Annotated in this window: 17 protein-coding genes, 1 other RNA gene and 1 pseudogene; 3 read left to right on the top strand and 16 right to left on the bottom strand. The window is 26.0% G+C overall.

Features of this window, described 5'->3' with window-relative positions:
- Positions 1–27 precede the first annotated feature (27 nt).
- The 9 genes from fliB to LQE93_RS14920 all read right to left on the bottom strand — a co-directional run bounded on the left by fliB (position 28) and on the right by LQE93_RS14920 (position 13309).
- Positions 28–1170, bottom strand: coding sequence for a flagellin lysine-N-methylase (fliB, locus tag LQE93_RS14960; protein ID WP_231074243.1), 1143 nt, complete (start codon positions 1168–1170; stop codon positions 28–30).
- 179 nt (positions 1171–1349) lie between these two features.
- Positions 1350–2309: a tRNA dihydrouridine synthase gene (locus LQE93_RS14955; protein WP_055268466.1), complete on the bottom strand. Its 960-nt coding sequence runs from the start codon at positions 2307–2309 to the stop codon at positions 1350–1352.
- Positions 2310–2461: 152 nt separating this feature from the next.
- Positions 2462–3844 carry an MATE family efflux transporter gene (locus LQE93_RS14950; RefSeq protein WP_231074241.1) on the bottom strand — a complete coding sequence of 461 codons (1383 nt, stop codon included), beginning with the start codon at positions 3842–3844 and terminating at the stop codon, positions 2462–2464.
- A gap of 175 nt (positions 3845–4019) precedes the next feature.
- On the bottom strand, positions 4020–4817 hold the full coding sequence (locus tag LQE93_RS14945) for a TMEM164 family acyltransferase (RefSeq protein WP_231074240.1): 798 nt from the start codon (positions 4815–4817) through the stop codon (positions 4020–4022).
- A gap of 311 nt (positions 4818–5128) precedes the next feature.
- Positions 5129–6409: a DUF389 domain-containing protein gene (locus tag LQE93_RS14940; protein ID WP_231074238.1), complete on the bottom strand. Its 1281-nt coding sequence runs from the start codon at positions 6407–6409 to the stop codon at positions 5129–5131.
- A 199-nt stretch (positions 6410–6608) separates the two neighbouring features.
- Positions 6609–7460 carry a DegV family protein gene (locus LQE93_RS14935; RefSeq protein WP_231074236.1) on the bottom strand — a complete coding sequence of 284 codons (852 nt, stop codon included), beginning with the start codon at positions 7458–7460 and terminating at the stop codon, positions 6609–6611.
- A gap of 299 nt (positions 7461–7759) precedes the next feature.
- Positions 7760–11002, bottom strand: a complete 3243-nt coding sequence (locus LQE93_RS14930; protein ID WP_231074235.1) for a ligand-binding sensor domain-containing protein — start codon at positions 11000–11002, stop codon at positions 7760–7762.
- Between the two features lie 284 nt (positions 11003–11286).
- Positions 11287–12318 carry an ATP-binding protein gene (locus LQE93_RS14925; RefSeq protein ID WP_231074233.1) on the bottom strand — a complete coding sequence of 344 codons (1032 nt, stop codon included), beginning with the start codon at positions 12316–12318 and terminating at the stop codon, positions 11287–11289.
- A 280-nt stretch (positions 12319–12598) separates the two neighbouring features.
- Complete coding sequence (locus LQE93_RS14920) at positions 12599–13309, bottom strand: LytR/AlgR family response regulator transcription factor (protein WP_231074232.1); 711 nt, start codon at positions 13307–13309, stop codon at positions 12599–12601.
- Between the two features lie 320 nt (positions 13310–13629).
- On the opposite strand from LQE93_RS14920, the gene LQE93_RS14915 reads away from it, so the two are divergent.
- Positions 13630–14421, top strand: a complete 792-nt coding sequence (locus tag LQE93_RS14915) for a 4Fe-4S binding protein (RefSeq protein WP_231074230.1) — start codon at positions 13630–13632, stop codon at positions 14419–14421.
- A 45-nt stretch (positions 14422–14466) separates the two neighbouring features.
- Here LQE93_RS14915 and LQE93_RS14910 read toward each other — a convergent pair whose 3' ends face one another.
- Positions 14467–14835 carry a winged helix-turn-helix transcriptional regulator gene (locus LQE93_RS14910; RefSeq protein WP_186838740.1) on the bottom strand — a complete coding sequence of 123 codons (369 nt, stop codon included), beginning with the start codon at positions 14833–14835 and terminating at the stop codon, positions 14467–14469.
- Between the two features lie 255 nt (positions 14836–15090).
- On the opposite strand from LQE93_RS14910, the gene LQE93_RS14905 reads away from it, so the two are divergent.
- Positions 15091–15444 carry a hypothetical protein gene (locus LQE93_RS14905; RefSeq protein ID WP_331000432.1) on the top strand — a complete coding sequence of 118 codons (354 nt, stop codon included), beginning with the start codon at positions 15091–15093 and terminating at the stop codon, positions 15442–15444.
- Between the two features lie 315 nt (positions 15445–15759).
- Here the strand turns inward: LQE93_RS14905 and ssrA are convergent.
- From ssrA to LQE93_RS14880, 6 genes and pseudogenes are all read right to left on the bottom strand, one after another.
- Positions 15760–16092, bottom strand: a transfer-messenger RNA (tmRNA) gene (ssrA, locus tag LQE93_RS14900).
- A gap of 556 nt (positions 16093–16648) precedes the next feature.
- Positions 16649–17329 (bottom strand): class B sortase, encoded by a 681-nt coding sequence (srtB, locus tag LQE93_RS14895; RefSeq protein ID WP_186838490.1) that lies wholly within the window; start codon positions 17327–17329, stop codon positions 16649–16651.
- Positions 17330–17462: 133 nt separating this feature from the next.
- The gene (locus LQE93_RS14890; RefSeq protein ID WP_231074228.1) at positions 17463–19640 is read right to left on the bottom strand and encodes an LPXTG cell wall anchor domain-containing protein; all 2178 of its coding nucleotides are present in this window, start codon (positions 19638–19640) and stop codon (positions 17463–17465) included.
- A 12-nt stretch (positions 19641–19652) separates the two neighbouring features.
- Entirely contained in the window at positions 19653–21317 is a 1665-nt protein-coding gene (locus LQE93_RS14885; RefSeq protein WP_231074226.1) for a right-handed parallel beta-helix repeat-containing protein, read from the bottom strand.
- A gap of 543 nt (positions 21318–21860) precedes the next feature.
- A pseudogene (locus LQE93_RS16950) lies at positions 21861–22190 on the bottom strand (right-handed parallel beta-helix repeat-containing protein); the annotation flags it as partial.
- A gap of 164 nt (positions 22191–22354) precedes the next feature.
- Entirely contained in the window at positions 22355–23149 is a 795-nt protein-coding gene (locus tag LQE93_RS14880) for a right-handed parallel beta-helix repeat-containing protein (protein ID WP_231074224.1), read from the bottom strand.
- 13 nt (positions 23150–23162) lie between these two features.
- Between LQE93_RS14880 and LQE93_RS14875 the strand changes: the two genes are divergently transcribed.
- The gene (locus tag LQE93_RS14875) at positions 23163–23315 is read left to right on the top strand and encodes a hypothetical protein (RefSeq protein WP_156334253.1); all 153 of its coding nucleotides are present in this window, start codon (positions 23163–23165) and stop codon (positions 23313–23315) included.
- Positions 23316–23607: the final 292 nt, after the last annotated feature.

The following is a 23607-nucleotide window of genomic DNA, read 5'->3' as shown; positions in this document are numbered from 1 at the left end:
TCTAAAAATTTAGATACTGCCTTATTTTTAAAATAAACTTATTAAACATAAATATCCCATTTCTAAAATAGGATCACCAAATCCCTCTTCAAAAAACTCTATAACTGAATCAGAATTATTTCCTATAACTCTTGAAAAACATACAATATAATCTTTAATATCACTAGTATTTATATCATTACATTCTGTTATAGAATATTTTAAAAATACAGAATATCTAACTAATAAATATTCTATTATTATCATTTCAAGAGAAAGTGCTAATTCCTCAACATCATCACTAATACAACTACTTAACACCTTAGCAATTATACAATTCTTTATTAGTCTATTATGTTCCTCAAACTTCTTTTTAAATTTACTCCAATTCTCAGTAACCTCTTCTAAATCAACTTTTTCTGCATAATCAGAAATATCTCTTAAAAGAACTTCCAATCCTGAAACATCTTTATAATTTTCTATAATATCTAAAAATAAATTATTTAGCTCTTCAATTGATTCATATTTATTTAAATTTATTTGCTTATAGATACGTAACAGCTCTTTTATATATTTATTATCTTCAAATCTTTTAAACTCATTTAGCAGTATATCTTCCGTAATTTCTTCATTATCTAAAATATTTAATAACATTTGAAAGCTTATAATAAGCTTCTTATCTAATGATATATTTTCTTTATTTATTATATTAATAATATTTTCTCTAATTTTAAGCTCTAATAATTCTTCAGTTACTTCAATATCACTTTCAGTAACCATGTGTATTTCTCCAGGGATATTATTAATAATTTCAACCACCTCTGGACATGAACATGATAATGATATCTCCGTCATATTTTCAAACTCATTATATATTCTTGGGAAAGTGCGACATGTTAAAGATAAATATTCATCACCATTATTTTTCACTATATTACATAGCCCTTCATTATCTAGAAATGGACATACTTCATTGGTTTCTTTATCTATTAAATAGTCTTTTTGACCTCTGCATTTGTTTATTTTAACATTGCTTAAAAGATTTTTATCATTTATACTCCTCCACTTATCATAAGTAATTGAATCTATTGAAACATCCCAACCCTCACAACATGTAAACTTACATTTATCTGCAATACATTTAAACTTATCATAACCTGATATTTTCGAGATATTTATTTTATTATCCATATATCTTAACTCCAATTTTAATATTATTAGTAAAACATAATTTATTATAATAGAATTATTAAATAAATTATACTTCCCAAAAGTTGTTCTAAGAAAAAGTAATTAAAATTCCCAAATAAAAAAGAACCAAGTTAGGTATATATTCACTAATTATACTAACTCGGTTTTTCTGATTAATATTAATCCCTAAAGAATCCAGCTCCATTTACTATTTCTTGTTCTGCAAATAAACTTTCAACTGCATGATTATAATCTGATACTTTTTGAGCTTTTTTAATCTTCTTAGCATATTTTTTATTATCTGAGAACATATAAATCATATATCCCCATACTTCCTTCATTCTATACATAGCATTTTTATCTTCTTGGAATACCTCTCTATATGTATTGAATACTTCATCATGAAACTCTTTTAATATCTTTTTGTCAACACCGGCCATTCCTTTTATCTCATTAACTAAGCCTGGATTTGCTAGTAAACCTCTTCCAATCATTATATTATTTACATTTGGAAAATCTTTCACAAATTTATCATAGTCTTCTACTTTAAAAATATCCCCATTGTAACATATAGGTGCTTTACTTACGTCAACACCGTGTTTAAACACCTCAAAGTTTGGCTTATTTCCATAAAAATCATCCCTTGTTCTTGCATGTACTATAAGCTCTTCTAAAGGATATTTATTATAAATATTTATAATATCATAAAATTCATCTGGCGAATTCTTACCAAGTCTAGTTTTTATAGAAATCTTCATATCATCTATTTTATATATTTCATCTAAAAATCTATCAAGATCATCCTTTAATGCTAAAAATCCTGAACCTCTATTTTTTCCTACAACTGTACCTGCTGGACAACCTAAATTTAAATTAATTTCATCATATCCTAATTGCTGTAACTTCCTAGCTGTAGTAATAAAACCTTCTGCGTCATTGGTAAGTATTTGAGGTACTATATTTAATCCTCTATTATTTTCAGGTAAAAGATCTCTCAATTCCTTTGTCTTTAAACTCTTACTATTATTAGGAACTATAAATGGAGTAAAGTACTTATCAATACCTCCAAAATACTTTTCAAATGAGTTTCTATATATATGTACTGTTATACCTTCCATTGGTGCTAAATAAAATTTCATCTGGTGACTCCTTTAAATAAACATTCTCTGCAATATTATATCAGTCTTATTTTTTCTTATCCACTTATATTATTTGTTAATATTTTATAGTTAAAGGTTATTGCAAAAAGACTACATCAAAATTGACTTAACTTTGATGTAGTCGATTTTTATTATGCAATTTTTACTTCTTCAATTAATTCATCGTCTTTAATTTTGTAATATCTTCTAACTTCATTAAATAAAACTACTCCAGTTGCAACTGCTGCTATAATATCAGCAATAGGTTGCGCAAACCAAGCACCATTTACTCCAAAGAATCTAGGCAATATTGCAATTAAAGGTATTAAGATTATTACTTGTCTTAATAAACTTAACAGCATAGACATCTTTGCTTTTCCTGTTGATTGGATATAATAAGTTCCAACTATTGATATACCTATAACTGGCATTGCAAGCGTATATTTTCTTAGTCCATTTATTGTTAATCCCATTAATTCAGGATCTTTATTAAATACTCCTACTAACATTTCTGGTGCAAATTGAGTTAATAAAAATCCCATTACAAATACAAACGTAGCAGCAATTAAACTTATTTTTAATGTTTTTCTAGCTCTATCATATCTCTTAGCTCCATAGTTATATCCAACTATAGGTTGCATAGCTTGTACAAATCCGAAAGCTGGCATTACGAATATCATGCTTATTGAGTTTACAGTTGCCATAGCTCCTATCGCTAAATCCCCACCATATGTTTTTAATGAGAAATTATATATAAGTTGAACTACACTAGTTGCTAATTGCATTGCAAAAGGAGATACTCCAATTATTAAAATTCCAGCAACACTAGCTTTATATAATTTTAAATTTTCTTTTTTAAACCTTACATTAGATTTACCACCTAAGTAATAAATCATTCCTAATACTGTTGAAATTGCTTGCGCTATTACAGTTGCAATTGCAGCTCCTTGTATTCCCATATTAAATACAAATATAAATACCGCATCTAATATTATATTAGTAATACATCCTACTGACATAATAATAGCTGAAAGCTTAGGGTTACCATCACCTCTTACTATGTTACCAAATATACTTGAAAACATATTGAATATTGTACCTGCTAAAATTACAATCATATAATCTCTTGCATATACAATAGTATTTTCACTTGCACCGAAGATAGTTAATATGTTATTTAAAAATAGTAATCCAAATACTGTGATTATAATACTTAGTATTATCGTTAATGTGAAAGAATTTCCTATAATTTTTTCTGCATCATCTCTTTTTCCTTCACCTAACTTTATTGAAACCTTAGTAGTTGCCCCTACTCCTATAAGGGTACCAAAAGCAACTAGTATAGTCATTATTGGCAATGTAACACCTAGCCCTGTTATAGCCATTGGTCCAACCCCTGGTATATTTCCTATAAACATTCTATCAACAACATTATAAAGAGCATTTACCATCATACCAATAATAGCTGGTATTGAATACTTTATTAATAATTTCCCTATAGATTCTGTCCCTAATAAATCATTTTCCTTAGACATACTTCTCCTCCTCTTTTGTTTATCTATATCTTTGCATATTTTTTCAAGAAAGTTCTTAGCTTTATTCTTGTTGCCCCTTTATCAACTTTCAAATTTTTGACAATTATCTTTTTTTGCATAACTATACTAATATATCATCATAATATTGAGTGTGCAACTAAACTGTTTTTTACTATTAACTTAATTTAATCACTTCTTTATCACAGTCATTCTGTCTATTTAATTTAGCCTTTTTTATAGCTCTGCTTAAATAACTTGTTACACCATAAGGTATAAACAGATATACACTAAAAACTAAAAAAGTATATCCCCACTTAGTATTATTATATAATGTATGAAGTAAAGGAACTGGAATAGTAGATGGCTTTTTTAGAAACATCAAATTACTTTTAAAAACATTATTTAATATAATTGCTATAGTTGAAAAAGCTAAGAAAAATATAGAATACATTCTATACCCTTTTATATCTAATTTTATTTCTTTTTTCCAAAGATATAATATTCCCATATAAACCATTAAAGTATGAAATAACATACTATACATGCATAAGTAATGCCACATAGGATACATTGTCAATGACGTAGAAGGTATTAATAAATATGTCCCACCTGCTACTATAGATACTCCTGCAATAAAAACTTCTCCCATCTTTTTGTACTTTCCTTTTCCATATCCACTTAGCCATAATGCATATATAAATAAAGAACAATATGACATAGGAAACCACGCATTTATCCAAGTATATCCATAGTAAAAATTAAAATAAATTTTAATCGCTTCTAATATTGTGATAAATACCGATAATACTTTTGTTAGATTTTTAATTTGTGATTTAGTTATTTTCCTTGAATTTAATAGTAAAATGCTTAATATAAGCATAGCTATTAGTAATAATACTATATGCCCATATGTAAACATTCCACAAGGATTATATACCTTTCTTGGTGCCCAAAATTGATTCAACAAATACATTTAATACCTCCCCACTTTAGTGATTACTAATTCTAAATTCCCTATTATTACAATTATTTCATAGTAAAACTTAATATAATCAAACTAATCTTTAAATTGTTTCTTTTGTTTAATTTTAGATAAATTTTAAACTTATCATATTAATATATATTCATATAATAGTTTTAATACTATAATTTATTTTCAATAAAATAGACCTTCGCATAACACGAGGCCTACATTAAACCATATTATATAATTTATGAGGTATACATTTCCTATAATCTATTATAATTTTTATAAATATAATATTTACAAAAATTTAATATAAACTAACTAGTTTTACCTTCAATATAAACTTTGGCATTATTCGAATTAATTCTAGTTTTAAACCAATTTTCAATATTTCCAATATTTTTACTAAAATCTTCAACATCGCTATATATTATAAGTATTTCTATATTATTTTCTTCGTCATTTTCACCATATATATATCCTAAATATAATTTATTAATTTCTGGATATATAGATTTAAGTTCATTAAATATAGCATTTCTATTAATCTTCTCTTTATTATTAGTGTCCGTATTATTGGACGTAATATACCTTTGATTATTTTTTATACTATCTATATACTGTTCTAGATTTGACATATTAATGCCTTCTTGCTTAAGTATAAGCTTTTTATTTTTTAATCCATAATCAACCATTTTTTCATTTAAAAAATTCAACTCAGTACTATTTATACTATCTCCAACTGTAACTAATGTAATAATATTATTTTTATAATCTATATTTTTACTTAATACATATTGATTTTTTAGCTCATTACTTATAAAATCATTCAAATCTTTTTCATCTATAGTTTTTGTAATCATCCAAATTGCAGAAACCATGCTAGGTATCATCACTATAATAGATGATATAAGTATAAATCTTCTTACTTTACTTTCTTTTTCATAATCTATATTACTCTTAGTAGTAAGTTTTAATGCTTTTGTAACTACAAATGTTGATATAGCTATAAAAAATCCATTAATAAAAAATAAATATCCAGCACCTAAAAAAATATTCAATTGCTTTGTTGCTATACCATAACCAGCCGTACATAATGGTGGCATAAGAGCAGTTGCTATAGCAACTCCTGGTATAACATTACTTGGCTTATTCCGTGTCAAACCTATCATTCCAGCCACACCACCGACAAAAGCAATTATTACATCCCATATTGTAGGACTTGTTCTAGCTAAGATTTCACTACCTGCAGTAGTTATAGGCGTTATACTAAAATATACAGTAGATGTAACTACACTTATAATAATAGAAATAGATAGTACTCTAAATGCTGTTTTCAAAAGCTTAGTATTGTATGTACCAACGCCATATCCTATACCTATTATCGATCCCATCAATGGTGATATAAGCATAGCTCCTATTATCACTGCTACTGAATTCATATTTAAACCTATAGAAGCAATAATTATTGCACACATTAATATTATAAAGTTAGACCCATGTACATTCATCCCTTCTAATATAGTTTCATATATTTCTTCATTACTTGCTTGATTCCTAGTAAATTCATATCTAAACCTATCCATATTAAAATTCATACATACGTCTCCTTAATAATAAATTCAATCAATATTAATATTTACAATATGTAAGATTTATATAATCTTACTTCTAAAGATTATTAATTTATATAAATTCTCTATATATAATTCAAAACTAAAAAGATTCCCTAACAAAAATGTTAGAGAATCTTTTTTAAAGTAATTTTTTCTAAATTTAATTTATATATTTATTTTATTATTCTTTAGTATAGTATGCAATTCCTATACTTCCTGGCCCTACGTGAAGCCCAATAACTGGTCCAATAGATTGTATACTCACTTTTCTACATAATTTTTCTTCTAGAATCTTAGCTAGCTTAAGCCCTTCTTCTTCACAATTTATGTGATGAACGATAATGTCACCTAATCCTTTTGATTCTATATCATTTAAAACAGTAGTTACAATTTCTTCTATTGTTTTCTTTCTAGTTCTAACCTTCTTAAAAACAGAAGTTTCTCCATCAACTACTGTAAGTATAGGTTTTATTTGAAGTATATTACCAAATAGAGCAGCCGCTCCCCCTATTCTTCCACCTTTCTTTAAATACTCTAAAGTTTCTGGTGTAAATAAGAATCTACTATTATTAAATACATATTCTGCTATAGTTATTACTTCATCCATACTTTTTCCTTCATTAGAAGCTTTAGCTGCTTCTATAGCAGCAAATCCCATTTGCATACAGTTAGTTTTTGAATCAAGTATCTGTATATCAGCATTAGGATATTCTTCTAATACCATCTCTTTTACCATATTTGCAGTAGAATACGTTCCACTCATTTTTGATGATAAAAATATACCAACTACAGAGTCTCCCTCTTCTACTATACCTTTAAAAATTTCTAACATTTCTTGTGGGATAGGTTGAGATGATTTTGGAATCTCTTTAGATTCATTCATTTCTTTATAAAAATATTTATTATCTATATCAACTTCTCTTCTACTATCTCCATTCATAACAACATTTAAAGAAACTATTTTTATATCATATTTTTTAATATACTCTTGAGGTATATATGATGTACTATCTGTTACTATCTTAATACCCATATAACTTACTCCTTTTCCTATATATTCTAGCTATATTATATCCTAAATAATTATTTTATTAAACCTACTCTGTTACTTATCAATCTAAATATTAAATATTTTTCTTTTAATACCAAATAGAACCATCCAGAAAACTCTGTACGGTTCTATTTAGTAAATTCCATCTAATTCTTCAATATCATTAGTTGCATCTTCACTAACAATTACTTTGTCTAATCGTAGATAAATCTGCCTCTCATTTTAATCTATCTGTAATTTCTACAACATTTTTCTTAATATTTCCTAATGCTTATTTTTCTTTAGTTATCTTCTAATTTTTCTACTATGTCTGGAAGCCCTATAGTAAATCTACTGCCTTTATTAATCTCACTTTCAAGTCTAATATATCCACCATGAAGCTCTATTATATATTTAACAAGAGTAAGTCCAATTCCACTGCTACTTACTTTTGTAACTTTTGTACCTTCTACTTGTTCAAATCTTTTAAATATAAATTCTTGATCCTCTTTTGATATTCCTATTCCAGTATCTTCTATAGTTATCTCAATATTATTTTCAACCTCTTTAATATATACTCTAATCTCTCCGCCTTCTTGAGTAAATTTTACTGCATTTCCTAATAAATTAATTATGCATCTTTCTATTTCAGTTTCATCGCAAGAAATAATTTTTTCCTCAATTTCTGGATCAATTATAAGAGATATCCCTTTATCTTCTATAAATTTTCTCATGTTCAGTGCAGTCTCTTCAACTATATATACTATATCATAGTTTTTCTTATTAATTTTATACTTTCCGGTTTCTATCTTAGAACTATCTATAATATCATTTATAATTTTCAATAAATTATTGCAATTTTTCCCTATTATCTCCATGTATTGATTAAGTTTTTCATATGTTATACCCTTATTTACATTTATTGAATTTATCAATTGAACTGTTGAATTTATCACATTTATTGGTGTTCTTAGTTCATGAGATAAATTAATAAAATAATTATTTTTGAATTTTTCATTATCTATTATTTTCTGGCTTAATATTTTATTTTGTTCTAATTGTTTATTTAACTTAATAGTTTTTTGATTAACCAAATGACGTAGTATCTTAACATAATTAAATATATAAATGAACAATGCTATTACTATAGATATATATATCATATACGCTAACGGGGTTTTCCATATTGGATTTTTTACTCTTATTTTAATACTTGTTTCCTTTGTCTTTTCACCTTGTCCATCTCTAGCTCGTATTTTTAAAGTATAATTTCCTGATTCTAGATATTTAAAATCTAACTGATTTCGTGAATCAATATATATCCAATCTGAATCGAACCCTTCAAGCATATATTCATAAGTTATACTATTTATCCTTTCGTAGTTTGGTAAAAAATAACTAATGTATAAATTTTTGTAGTTATGCTCTAAAATTAATTCATCTCCATCATATACAACTTTATTTTTACCAACATATATATCTCCAATTATAACTTCATTATTATATGTTTTATACTCTTTTAACTCACTTGGATTAAAATATGTAATTCCTTCTGTACTAGCAAACATTATATATCCACAGTCAAGTTTTAAACTTGAATTTAAATTGAATTGATATCCATGTAAACCATCCATTTTTATGAAATTTGTAAAAACTTCTTCTTCTATATCAAATTTATTTAATCCTTTATTAGTACTTATCCAAATATCACCATTATCATCAACTAAAATAGAGTTAATAAAGTTATTAGTTAATCCTTCAGCTGTAGTATACGAAGTAAATTCATTTGTTTTTAAATTAAATTTGCTTAATCCTATATTGGTGCCTATCCATAAGTTATCACTAGAGTCAAATACCATACAATTTATATAATCATTTATTAACGAATTCTCATTTAAAGTTTCTCTTACATATTTGTCCATAACACCATTTTTTTTATGGTATTTTATTAACCCAATATTAACTCCACCTAACCAAATAATATCTTCATCTTTATTATCTTGAAGTATATATTTTATGTTTCCTGGATTTATCCCAAACTCTTTTATATTTTCGCTATAATATATCTTTTCTCCAGAACTTATATTGTAAGAGTAAAAATCCGTTGTTGTTGCTATCCAGATATCCTCCCACTCACTATACATATAGCTCAATTCTGAATAATAATCATCTCCAATAAGTATTTCACTATAAGAATTTTCATCGGTATCAAAGTATATTAACTCTTTATTGGTAACAACAACAATATATTTATTATTAATTTCAAACATAGATCTTATATATCTATCCTTTAAATTAAAATTTTCTTCTTCATATAAAATATTTACTAGTTCGCTAGTCTTATAATCATAGATATATATACCATGAAATTTAGTACCTACCCATATATAATCATTGTGCCTTAACATAGCTACTGCATTGTTATCATATTTATTGACACTTTTAAATATAATATTTTCATTTAATATGTTAACTCCCTTATCCGTTCCAATCCATATTGTACCATTAAAATCTTCATAAATGCAGGTTATAATATTACTACTAATTGAATTTTTAGATATTTCATCTTTTTTTAATATATCAAATTTCTCGTTCTCACTTGAATATCTTATCACACCATTACTAGTAGATATCCATATGTTATTATTACTATCATTAAAAATATAGTTATTGTAGAATTTAACCTTCTTACCACCAAATTCATAAATGTTATTTATAGCATTTTTAGTGATATTGTATTCTTTAATACTATCACTATCAATTATATATATATAATCTCTTCTCTCTTCTTTTATATTATAAATAAAAATACCTTCTTTTGTAGATAACCATAAATTACCATCTTTATCCATACTCATATTTGAAATAAATAATTTATCTTTACTACTATTACTTCTATTACTTTTTACTTTTAAATCTTTATCTATTATATTTAACCCTTGTTTAGTTCCAACCCATAAAATATTCTCCCCCTCTTCTAAACAAGTTATTGATGAATTTGTTAATGAGTTTAAATCATTTGGGTCATGATAAAAAGCTTGAATTGAGTTATTTCTAACATCTATTTTCATTAAGCCATTTTCCGTTCCTACCCACATAATATTTTCGTCATATTTACTCTTTATTAGTGATGTTATACTTAACTCCCCTAAGTTATACTTATCTTTTCTATCCTTCATTCTTACAATGACACCTGTATCAGCCATCAAAAAATCCAATCCATTATCAGTAGCTATCCATATATCCCCATAAACATCTTCTTCTATATCCATTATGTAAGTGGAGCTCAAAGTATTTTCATTCTTAGCATTACAGTTATATATTTTTATTATTTGCCCATCATATCTATTAAGCCCATCTTTTGTTCCTATCCACATATAACCTCTACTATCTTGAAATATTGAAGTTACATTTTCATTTGAAAGCCCTTCATCAATAGATATATTTTCAAATTTCGCCTCATTTAATATTGCTCTAACTGATTTTATAGGCATGAAAATATTTAATAAAATAAATATAATTAACATTTTTAATATCGCATACATTAGAACCTCTCACTGTTAAATCTACTTTAATTTAGATTAATATTTTAATTAATATATCAAATAAACTTATATGTTTTCTATTCATTAATTTTTCATATAAAATATTGTCATATTAATTGTTTTAATTCATTTATTTTACTTCATTTATTTTAATTTATTTTCAGTTTGTCGCTAAATTACTCTTTTTGTATCTAAATTGTATTATTAAATAATTTAACTATAAGAAAATAAAAGGATACTGTTTAAAATCAGTATCCCTTAATATGTTATAATTAAATTTTATATTAAACCATTAGATATGTAGTAAATATATTATTTTCATGTTTTCTATTAATATATCCATTATATTTTTTAACAACTTTATCAATTTGAATTAGACCAATACCATTCATATTACTATGCTTCGTAGTTAAGAATCTACCATTTACTTCATTGACATATCCATTAGTATTATTACTTATCTTAACTACTAATCTATTCATTTCAGAAGCTATTTTTAAATCTATAAATTTATCTCCCTCAATAACATTACAAGCTTCTATAGAATTATCTAGCAGATTTCCCATAATAATACATATATCTACATTAGAAATTTTTATTTCTGAATCTATTTTCAGATTTAAATTTACCTTTATATTTTTTTCTTCTGCCATTTTCATTTTACTCATTAATATAGAATTTATAGCTATATTATTTGAATACATATTTTTATCAAGCTTAGTAATATTACTAGTTATTTCATTTATATATGAAATAACTTCTTCCTTTGTACCTGCTTCTAATAATCCTAAAATCATACTTATATGATTTCTAGCATCATGCTTCCATCTTATCATTCTTGTATACATATTTATAATTTCTTCATCATGCATCTTACGATCCAATTCCATTTTTAGCAAAAACTTCTCCTCAGTTTCTTTTGAGAATGTATTTAAAACATATATTAATAATATTTGAATTATACATAAACTAAACACGATTATTATAATATTTATATTTATTCTATCTAATCTTTCAACTAAGTCTCTTTCCATTATAAATATTAATATATGGTGAAAAACTAAAATAGTTCCTCCTACATATAAAGTTTTATTTTTTATATATTTTATAAAACCTATATTATTTGACAATATACTAATACATATAAATTGAATAAATCTATTAATAAATATTGCTATACTTTTCTTATAATTAGCGTAAAAAGCTATTTCAGCTATAGTTGTATTGAATATTTCTGCAACTGCTATTAATACTATAAAAGAAATTATTAACATAATAGTAATATAAACTGATGATAAAAAAAATTTTTCTGCCATTCTCCCTTTCCTAAATAGAATAGGGTATATTAATAGTAAAATATAATAACCAAAAATAAATAAAAATATTCCATTTCCGTGTATATTAAAAATTACGTTATTGGTGTAATTGGATGGTATTAATGTATAAATAATTATCATAATTATTGTACATACTTGACCATATCTTTTATTTTTAGGTGGCATAACCCTATAAAAAAAATACATCATAATAAGAACATTTATAAAGTCACCAATTACTTCCATTACAAACAAATCAATCATATAATTACCTCAAGCTTTATTGACATATATAATTTATAAAAGCGTCATTTACCTCTTTATACTTTCCTCTACTTATTGGTATTTTTAAACCACTTACTAGCAATACGTTATTTTTTATTATTGCCTTTATGTACTTTACATTTACTATGTACGATCTATGGCATCTTATAAAATATTCACTAGGTAATATCTTTTCTATTTCACTTATTTTCTTTCTTAATGTTATTTTCTCTGAATTTGTATGAATATCTATATAAGGTGAGAACATTATACAATAATTTATATCATTATAATCTAATTTAATAGTTTTTTTAGTTGTCTCTAAAATAAGTATAGATTGTTTAAATTCATTAGTTATTCTATTTAGGGACTTGTCCAAACAGAAATATAAATCAGAACTTTCTATAGGCTTTATTAGATATTGTAATGCACCAACTCTATATCCGTGTAATGCATATTTAAAAAATCCTGTTACGAATACAATATCAACCTTATTATTTTTTTCTCTTATTATATTTGATAACTCGATTCCTGACATCTTACTTAATTTTATATCTAAAAATATTATGTCATATTTATCATAATCAGACCATTCAAACAAAAATAATTCTGCTGTTGTAAAGTTATCAATTGATATGTCAATATTTTTTTCTTTTGCCCATTTTTTAATTTTAATATTAAGAAAATCAATTTCTTTAGCTTTATCCTCACATACTGCTATCTTCATCTCTATGAGCATCCTCCCATGTTTTTAGATACTATAATAGTTATATATTTTGAATTTATTTGTCAATACTTTATCCTTATTCTAATAATTTATTCATTTTTGTAAATAACTAAATAATTGGCTTTTATTATAACTTACTTTTACATTCATTGTAAATTTATTTTGTAATGGCTATATATAGTAATTATCTGAAGAAACATTAAAAAAATTGACTAATAGCTTACTTACCTTTTAGTAAGTAACTTACTGAAAAGTGCATTATTGTTAATATTCCACCTATTTGATATAGTAACTTTATCAAAATAGAAGGAATGATTTATATGGATAAAAATTTAAAAATATTATATTTTAGTCCTACTAGTGGAACTAAAAAAATTGTTAAAGCTATAGCTGAATCTATTGATTCAAACTATGAGGAATTTGATATAACATTACCACAAAACAGAACTAATAGCATAACTTTTTCCAGTAATGATTTAGTTATAATAGGTATGCCAACTTATGCTGGAAGATTTCCAAGATTACTACATAATTATATAGATACGATTACTGCTAACAATACACTAGGGGTGTTTATAACTACTTATGGTAACAGAGATTATGAAGATGCCTTATTAGAACAATATTATATTTTTACCTCAAAGGGATTTATAGGATTAGGTGCAGCTACCTTTATTACAGAACATTCATCAACAAGTAAATTAGCTACTGGAAGACCACATGCTGAAGATTTAAAAACTGCTTCCGATTTTGGATGTGAAATTATAAAAAGATTAAAAGAAATTAATTCATTATCAGATTTAAATTCTTTAACCCTACCTGGAAGCATACCATATGTAGAAAAGAATATTCCACCTATGCCATTTGCTCCTGAAACTAATGAAAAATGTGTTACTTGTGGTATATGTGCAAAGCACTGTCCAACTAGTGCTATAGACTTTTCAGACTGCAGAACTATTGATATTTCTAAATGTATAAAGTGCAATAGCTGTGTTAAGAGATGTCCATTAAGTGCTAAAGTAATGACTTCAGAACCTTATAAAAATATGCAGAATATGCTTATTACTAATTTTGCTCACAATGAAAAAAGTCCTGAAATATTCTTAGCTTAAAATTTAATCCGTATAAAACTTTTAATGATACGGATTAATTTCTTATTACTTTGAAAATTTCAAGTTTTCATCAATAATAATATTATATTCTTCTGTAAATTTATCTTTATTTTTCATTCCCCAATCAAACATAGATTTCATTATTGGATATAAGCTTTGACCTAATTCTGTTAGCGAATATTCTACTTTTATTGGTACTTCTTCTGAGTAAACTTCTCTTTTTATAAATCTATTTCTTTCTAATTCTTTTAATTGTGATGTTAAAACTTTTGCACTTATATTGCCAATTTCATTTTGAAGTTCACCAAACCTCTTTGTACCTTTTCTTAACTTACACAAGATTATAAATTTCCATTTATCACACAATAATGAAACTACTAATTCTATTGGATACTTTATTTCACGTTTCTTCATAAGTTTCTCATACTTCCTTATTAGCTTTATCCTTTAATTATATATTACTATATCTAAATCTCAAAACAATATAAATAACCCATTAAAATCAATTTAGATCTTAGTGGGTTTCACGGTAGAGACAAGCCATATTATATATCCATAATTTTTATTAATATTGGTTATACTTTTCATATAAGCTCTATTTGGAAGGTGTATTATGACCGAAATAGAAAAAGTATATATAGCAGGAATTATTGATGGTGAAGGTGCATAATGCTTCAAAAATTTCATTCAAATGAATATCCTTTTCCTTGTGTATCCATAGCTTCTACTACTTTAGAACTATTAAAGTGGATTAAATTAATCGTAGGAAAAGGCACTATTATAAATAAAAAGAATTATAACCCTGAGAAACATCAAAATTGCTATACTTATACTATTAAATATAATGTAGCATTAAATCTCATTTCAGATATTTATCCTTACTTAATCATTTCAGCCAAAAAGAAAAGAGCTGAATTATTATTGAATAAATACAAAGACCTTACCCCTAGAAATGGTAGATACTCTGATAAATTACTAAAAGCAAAATTTAATTTTTATAAAGAATTTCTCTCTATAGAATAGAAAAACCGTACAGAAAAATCTGTACGGTTTTATTTGGTGGAGGCGAGGGGTCAGTTTATCAACTGTTTCCAAATTGCCCTGACTATATCTTAGACAAGCATTAACTTGCCTCTTGGCGTATTATAGAAGCTTATTATAGTTTACATCTTCTATCCTAGTATTCCATAGATTTCTCTTTAGGAACCTATAAGTCGATACAAGGCTGTTGAATTTCTTCACATACCTCTCGGTATTGCCGTCAACCCTACTTGCTACGGTTTCACCGATAAAGCCAAGTTATCACTTAAACATCACTGCTTAAGGCGACTTTTTTCCAAAATCGAACCCCTGTCCGAAAGCAGACCAGCCTGACTTTCTACGAGCGTAGTTTGTGACTAAAATTTCGGTCCTTAGTTCGCTCACAAACAAACTCCTAATTCCCTAGCTTCATAAATACCCCTCTAGCTCAAAGCTTTGCTAGACTTCGTTCCCCACTTTTATGACACCAGCTACCCCAAACGTGGGCATTCAGGACTGATGAGTAGCTTATATTAAGCTGCTAATGCAAAATTGTCTTCTGCGTTTATATTTAATGCATACTTTATTAACGAGGTGACATGCTTGCCTCGGCCCGCTTATCAAACCCATCTTACCCCCGTCGAAGCCAAAACGCCCCCATGTTAGGTAAATAGGTCTAAACGCGTATCCCCTATTCAGTTTTCAATCGATGATCAACATCGTGATTTTATTATAAATCAACATACCTCTACTGTCAACTTATCTGAGTTATTAAAATCATAGAAGAAAATCTATAATATTCTTGTTTTTTAATTTTTTTATTAAATAGTAAATATTGTAAATACTTCTATATGATATATTTATTACTATAATAGTTATTATACATTATTTAACATTGCTTTTATTAAGCAATGGTGTTATTATAAATGAGCAGTTGGTACGTAAAGTGCTAATTACTTATAGAGCCTAGGTTGTCTTTCGCCGGATACTAGGCTCTATTTTATTTTTCAAAACTTATCCACATCTAATTTAAAACAATCAACAGCTTTATTAATTTTTTCCAATATTTGTTGTTAATATTCTAGATAAACATTTTATAATAGTAAACTCTCTAATATTAAATTCTCATACTAACTATATAAAAAACAGCAGATAAATTTATAAAAAAATCTATCTACTGTTTCATAATATAATTCTTCTATTACACTTACTTAATAAGCTTAGCATGCACTACCATTCTTGCATCATTGAATTCAAAAGAACAAGTTGACAAAGTTATTATTTTATCATCTTCATCTACCTCTATGTCTGCTTCATACATTGATTTACTCTGTATTCTTTCTAAAAAATCTTTATATTCATTTTTATTTCCAAAATTAGTTTGAATATAATTATCTGTAACATCTGTAATATATACAGAGAAAACTTTATATTGCAAATTCTCACCATTATTTAACTCTATATCTATATCATTATTATTATAAAAGAAATCTTTTTCCTTATACTTTTTCAAGTGAGCAAACATAGTTTCATTTTTCATATTATGTCCAAACAAAACTGTATTTTGGTCGTCGAATCCATTATTTAAATAGTTCATAAATATGGACCCAGATATTATATATTCTTTGTTTATATCTTTATCTAAATAATATAAATTATCTTCTCCTTGAAGAATTGGATAGTTTATATTTGTATTTTCTATCTTAATCCATCCTCTATAATCTGTATTTTCAATATATGGATTGTTAGTTTCTTCTTTTTCTATTCTAATTTTTTCATATACTTCATCAGCCTTCTTATATTCAGTTACTTTGTAAAACACTTTATATCCACATACAAATATAATTAAAATTAAGATTATATTAATTATACTTTTAAATATTTTCATCAATTAATCCCCTTATTTTGTAAAGAATCATATTAAAATTTCGAATATGTATTAATCTATTATTTATATAAGCTAAAGAAAATTGTAATCTATTTTATAGATTACAATTTTCCCTTTATTAAACTATATATAATTATTTAACTTTTTTTCTCTTTCTATTTACAAATAGAAGTCCAATCAGAGATATAAGTCCAGCTAATGCCCAATTTAGTATATTACTTTGATCACCTGTATTAGGATTTTGAGTATTATTCAATTCACTATTTATCTCTTCATTATTATTTTGTTCATTTTTAACTTCGTCATTAACTTCATCATCAACTTCATCTTTGATTTCATCATTAACTTCATCGTTAACAGAATTATCAATATCTTCTAATACAATAACTTCTCTTTCTGCTACAGTTATATTTCCATCACTATCTTCTATAGTATACTTAATTATGTAAGTACCAGGAACATTATTATCAAAGTTTCCTAAATCAACAGTAACTTTCATTTCTTCTATAGAATCATTATCATCTGTAATTATAACTCCAGGCATTGGATCAAAATTCTCTCCAAGATTTATTGTAATAGTTCCTATTCCACTTATTACTGGCTTCTCATTACTTCTAACTATAACCTTTCTAGTTTCCTTAGTTGTATTCCCATCACTATCTGTAACAGAATATGTAATTATATATTCACCTGAAATAGTGTTATCAAATGAATCTAAGTCAACAAGAATTTTTAAATTCTCGCTAGTATCTCTGTCATCTTCAAATATAATTCCAGCATACGGATCAAATTCTTCTCCAATATTTATAGTTACATCATTTAATACTGTTACAGTTGGTGCTAAACCTCTATCATTTATATTTGTCTTTAATTTTTCTAAAGTTTCTTGTATAAGTGTTAATCTTTTATTAGTTTCCCATTGAGTTAATGCATTTCCATCAATCAACTGTTGAGTTTCTAAAATTAAATTCTTCAGTTCATTAACCTCACTCTCTGGATGTTGTCCTCCAAAGATACCAATTTGACCATTTGTTAATATATTATTATAGAATTCATTTGCTTCATTTATTTGCGAATTTAAATATGTATGGTCTACTTTTGCTGGTGTTAATGGTATATCTACAGTATTATAAATTGCAAATCCACTGTTTACTTTATTTAATACCTCTGATTCAGTTGATTCATTTAAACTAAAGTTCCCTTTATTATAGTTAACTGATATATTCTTATCTTCTGCATATTTATTTCCATAAGCTAAGAATTGATTATCTCCATACGCCGTTACAGCTCTGTTACTTATAGTAATTTGATCTCTTTCATCACTCATAAACTCATTATTGTAAATTACAAAGTTTTGAACATCTCCGTAGGCCCCTACCCAAGAATCGTCTTTAAACTGTAAGTCTTGACCATCTCTAAAGCTTTGATAATATAATATTCCAGTACCTTGTCCACCAAAGTTTGTTGTTTGATGGAATAAGTTATTATATATAGTTGTGTTGTAAAGTATACATTCTTGTTTTGTTAAATCACCATATATATATGTTAGTAATGGTACATCTTTAAAATGATTTGAACCTACATATGCACCCTCACCATTTCTTATTTTTACTCCTCCAGCTGCTCCATTTTCCATACCTTCGAAGTAATTTCCATATATATTTAAGTTAGTATATCCCTTAGAGTATATTATGTGGTCTCTTCTTTGCCCATCTACTGCAACATTTATACCTGATATTAATACATCTGTTCCAAAATTACCAGTTATATTTCTAGTTTTATCCATGTTGAAGTAATTGTTCGATATATTAACATTCTCGTCATATCTTTCATTATTAATAGCCGTAAGGAAATTACCTTGAGAACCGCTTATCTTAATTCCTTCACTTAGCCCTGATTGAGATTCAACTTGGATAAGATTTAATTTGTTTATAACTGTATCCGGTAACATTGTAGCAGCATCACTTAAACCTTCTAAATTTCCAAAGAAATTATCTTTAATAGTCGTATTATTAGTTCTGTATGTTGCAATACCTCTTCCTGGATAATTAACTCCTCTTAAGAATGCATTTTCCTCTATTATATACTTATTATTCTTTGCAGTTATATAAGGTTCCATTGTAACCTTTCTTATTTCACCTGCAGCATTTGTTTCTCTTGTATATTGACCATTCATAAATACATTATTATTGAAGCTTATACCTTTTTTATATGGTCCATTAAACTCTAACCCAATGTTATCGAATACTATGTTATTTATGTTTACATAGTTCATATTTGAATGGTATTCTGCATTCATTAACTTTAACATCTTATCAACACTTTAACTTCCGTCAAATATAGAAAGACCATTTGTTGCACCACTCAATTTAAAGTTTGATAATGCAGGAAGATTGATTGTTGCTAAATCAATATCAGCTGTTATTTTATATACTCCCTCTGGGAAATATAACTCTCTACCATGTGAAGCTGCATATTCTATCAACTTCTTTAAGTTTTGAGTATCATCTGTAACCCCATCACCAGCTAATGTAATAGGTTGTCCATTTTCATCTAAAACTTCTGAATGATTTTGAACATCTATAACAGTTTTAATTATCATATAATCTGTTGTTTGTTCATCATACTTCTTATTACGATCTTCTCCTGTTATTCCAAATAAATTAAGATAATATTCACTTAGAACTTTACTTTCAACATCATTTACATACTTATCATAAATATTATCTGCCACAACAAATTCATTATTTTGGAAATATCCATCAATCATTTGTAAATTAGTAACTCCAACATTTATGTTTGACTCTTCTTGGTGTATAGAACCAATAACTTCTACACGTGAATCTATATGACTATCTGCTCTAAGAGTTCTTGATCTAGTAATCATTATTCCACCATTATTGTTTTTAGTAGAACAATCTTCTAACTTAACAGTACTTCCGTTAACAAATATACCATATCTATAAGAATTCTCTACAGTTACATTATCAAGAAGTATATCACGAGAATTGTAAATATTAACTCCTATATCTTTAGAATTCTTTATAGTTAAATCTTTTAGTATTATATCATTTCCTTTTAATGTAATACCTACTAACTTATTTAAATCAATGGTACGTCCATCTCCCTCAATTAATATGTTAGAATTAACTACTAATTCACTAATATCACTTCCTGCTGGTAAATCACCTGCTTCAATTTTAATATCATTCTTAATATGCAGCACATTACCGTTATTACTAATATTATTTATAAAATCTTTTGCTGTTGATATATCAACATCTACTCTAGAGAAATAATCTATTGTACTATTTTCTTTATTATTTTTTTCTGTTCCCTTTACATACAACCCATGTGGATCATTTATTATGTTCTCTTGTTCTCCAGCTTTTTTAATTGATTGCATATGCACAGTATCATTAGTATGAATATTTTTTGATAAAATATCTACAGTTGAACCACCTCTTACTTGGATACCTCTATATAAATTATTATTACTAGATATATCATCAATTTTAACTGTAGAATCGAATATATCTATTCCTACTGTACTTCTTTCATTATTAGGTAAAGAAATATCTTTACCAGATAATTTCAACTTATATAAGCTAACATCCTTTGCTCCATATAGAGTTAATCCAGTTGTCTTATAATTAGCAAATTCAAGATTCTTTAATGTTACATTTTTTGCTTTTACACTAAAGCTATCGACATTACCTAAATCAAATTTAAAATTATTACCATCTATAGTTACGTAATTAGCCTTTATTTCTAAATTCTCTTTTAACGTAATATCTTGAGTTATCTTTATAAGAGAATTTGGTATTGTTATAGCATCTTTTAACTTTTCAAAGGTATCTACACTCACAATTTTCTGAGTGTTATAATACTCATTTTTTGTATTAGCAGAATCAACTTTTTCATCTGTTTTAAGATACTGATCATTTACGTCATGTATTTTATTTTCATCTTGTCCATCTTTAACCATACTTCTTATAGCTGCAGTATCATTTTCATGAGTATTGTTTCCTTCAAATGTAACAGTTGATACATCTCTTAATCTTATTCCACACTCAATATGATTTATACTCGTTATATTTTTTATTGTTGCTGTAGAATTACTTACATCTATACCTACAGAACTTTTCTTATCTGTTCCTAGTAACTTTATATTATCTAAAGTTATGTCTTTAGTATTATATAGTAATATAGCTGACGAAGTATAATTTTCAAAATTTATATTACTTAATGTACTTCCTGATGCCGTTGATTTAACTACTATCTTATTATTACTATTTTTTAAATCAATTTTATTATCATTACCATTTATCGTTAAATTTTTCCCTGTTATATTTAACTCTTCTGTTAATTCAATAGTATTGTTTATATTTATAATTGCATTATTTTCTGTTACTGCTTGTTTTAACCCTGTAAAATCTGTTACGTCTATTGTTTTAAATAAACTATATAATATAATTTTTTTATCTGTTTCAGTAGTTTCAGATGTTTTAATATATTTATTAGTATTATCTGTTATTACACTCTCAGAAGCACCATTGGCTACTATAATTTTAATATCAGATTTATCATTCTCATGAGTATTGTTTCCTTCAAATGTAACAGTTGATGCATCTCTTAATTTTATTCCGCACTCAACATGATTCTTACTTGTTATATTTTTTATTGTTGCTGTAGAATTACTTACATCTATACCTACAGAACTTTTCTTATCTGTCCCTAGTAATTTTATATTATCTAAAATTATATCTTTAGCATTATATAATAATATAGCTGACGAAGTATAATTTTCGATATTTATATTACTTAATGTAGTTCCTACTGCAGTTGATTTAACTACTATCTTCTTATTAGTATTTTTAAAATAAATTTTATTGTTATTACCATTTATTATTATATTTTTCCCTGTTATATTTAACTCTTCTGTTAATTCAATAGTTTGATTTATATTTATAATAGCATTATTTACCGTTACTGCTTGTTCTAATCCTGTAAAATCTGTTACGTCTATTGTTTTACGTAAACTATAGAATATATTTTTTTATCTTTATCGATAGTTTCAGAAGTTTTAATATATTTACTAGTATTATCTGTTATTACACTCTCAGAAGCACCATCTAATACTACCATTTTAATATCAGCATTATCATTTTCATGGCTATTATTTCCTGAAATTTCAACCTTAGCTTCCTCTCTTAGTCTAATTCCACATTCACTATGATTTTTACTTGTTATATTCTCTATTGTTACAGTAGAACCAACTACATCCATACCAACTTTACTTTTTCCATTTGCAGTTGAATTCTTATATTCTCCAGTTAATGTTATATCCTTTAGCGCTACATTTTTACCACTAACATATATTCCAATTGTAGTGTAATTATCAAATGTTAAATTATTAATCTCTATATTATCTGCATTTCCTTTTATAACAAATCTATTAGTAGTATCAGTTTGATTTAAATCAAACGTCTTACCATCACCATTGATTATTATATTTTTTCCTGTAATATCTATAGCATTATCAAATTTTATATCACTTGTAATATTAATATTAACATTTGATTGCGTTACTGCCTTTTTTAATGATTCAAAGCTACTAGCATTTAAAGTTTTGCTTCTATAATTTACTTGATTAGTATTTTTACTATATTCAATATATTGTTCATTATCAAAATCTATTACATTTGTATTAACTCCATTATCAAGTACACTTTGTAAGTCTACTGCATCATTTTCATGGATATGTGTCCCTTTTATTGTAATATGAGCTCCTTTTTTTACTCTTATTCCACTTTGCAAATGATTTTGACTTGTGATATTCTCTAATGTTACAGTAGTATTTGCATCAGATATATCTATTCCTGCTTTTGCATTTCCAACTTTAGATGGCTCTACAGATTTTCCTGTTAGAGTTATATCTTTAAGATTTATATTTTTACCACTAATATATATCCCTGTTGTATAATAATTATCAAATGTTAAATTGTTAATTTTTATATTATCTGCATTTCCTTTTATAACAAATCTATTTGTGTCATCTGTTTGTTTTAAATCAAATTTTCTTCCATCACCATTGATTGTTATATTTTGTCCTGTAATATTTATAGGATTATCAAAACTTATATCATTTTTAATATTAGGCTCTGTTAGATTAAATTGTTGATATTGTACTCAAAATAGGGTTGTACAAATTACAACCCTATCTAACTATAAACTCTGTTTAGATTCCCTAACAATATTTCTATTGCAAAGGTCTA

The sequence above is a fragment of the Clostridium sp. NSJ-145 genome, from assembly GCF_021044725.1.
GTDB classification, from domain to species: Bacteria; Bacillota; Clostridia; order Clostridiales; family Clostridiaceae; genus Clostridium; species Clostridium disporicum_B.
Note: the sequence above shows the minus strand (reverse complement) of the source record. Positions and strands in the feature narration are given on the sequence as shown.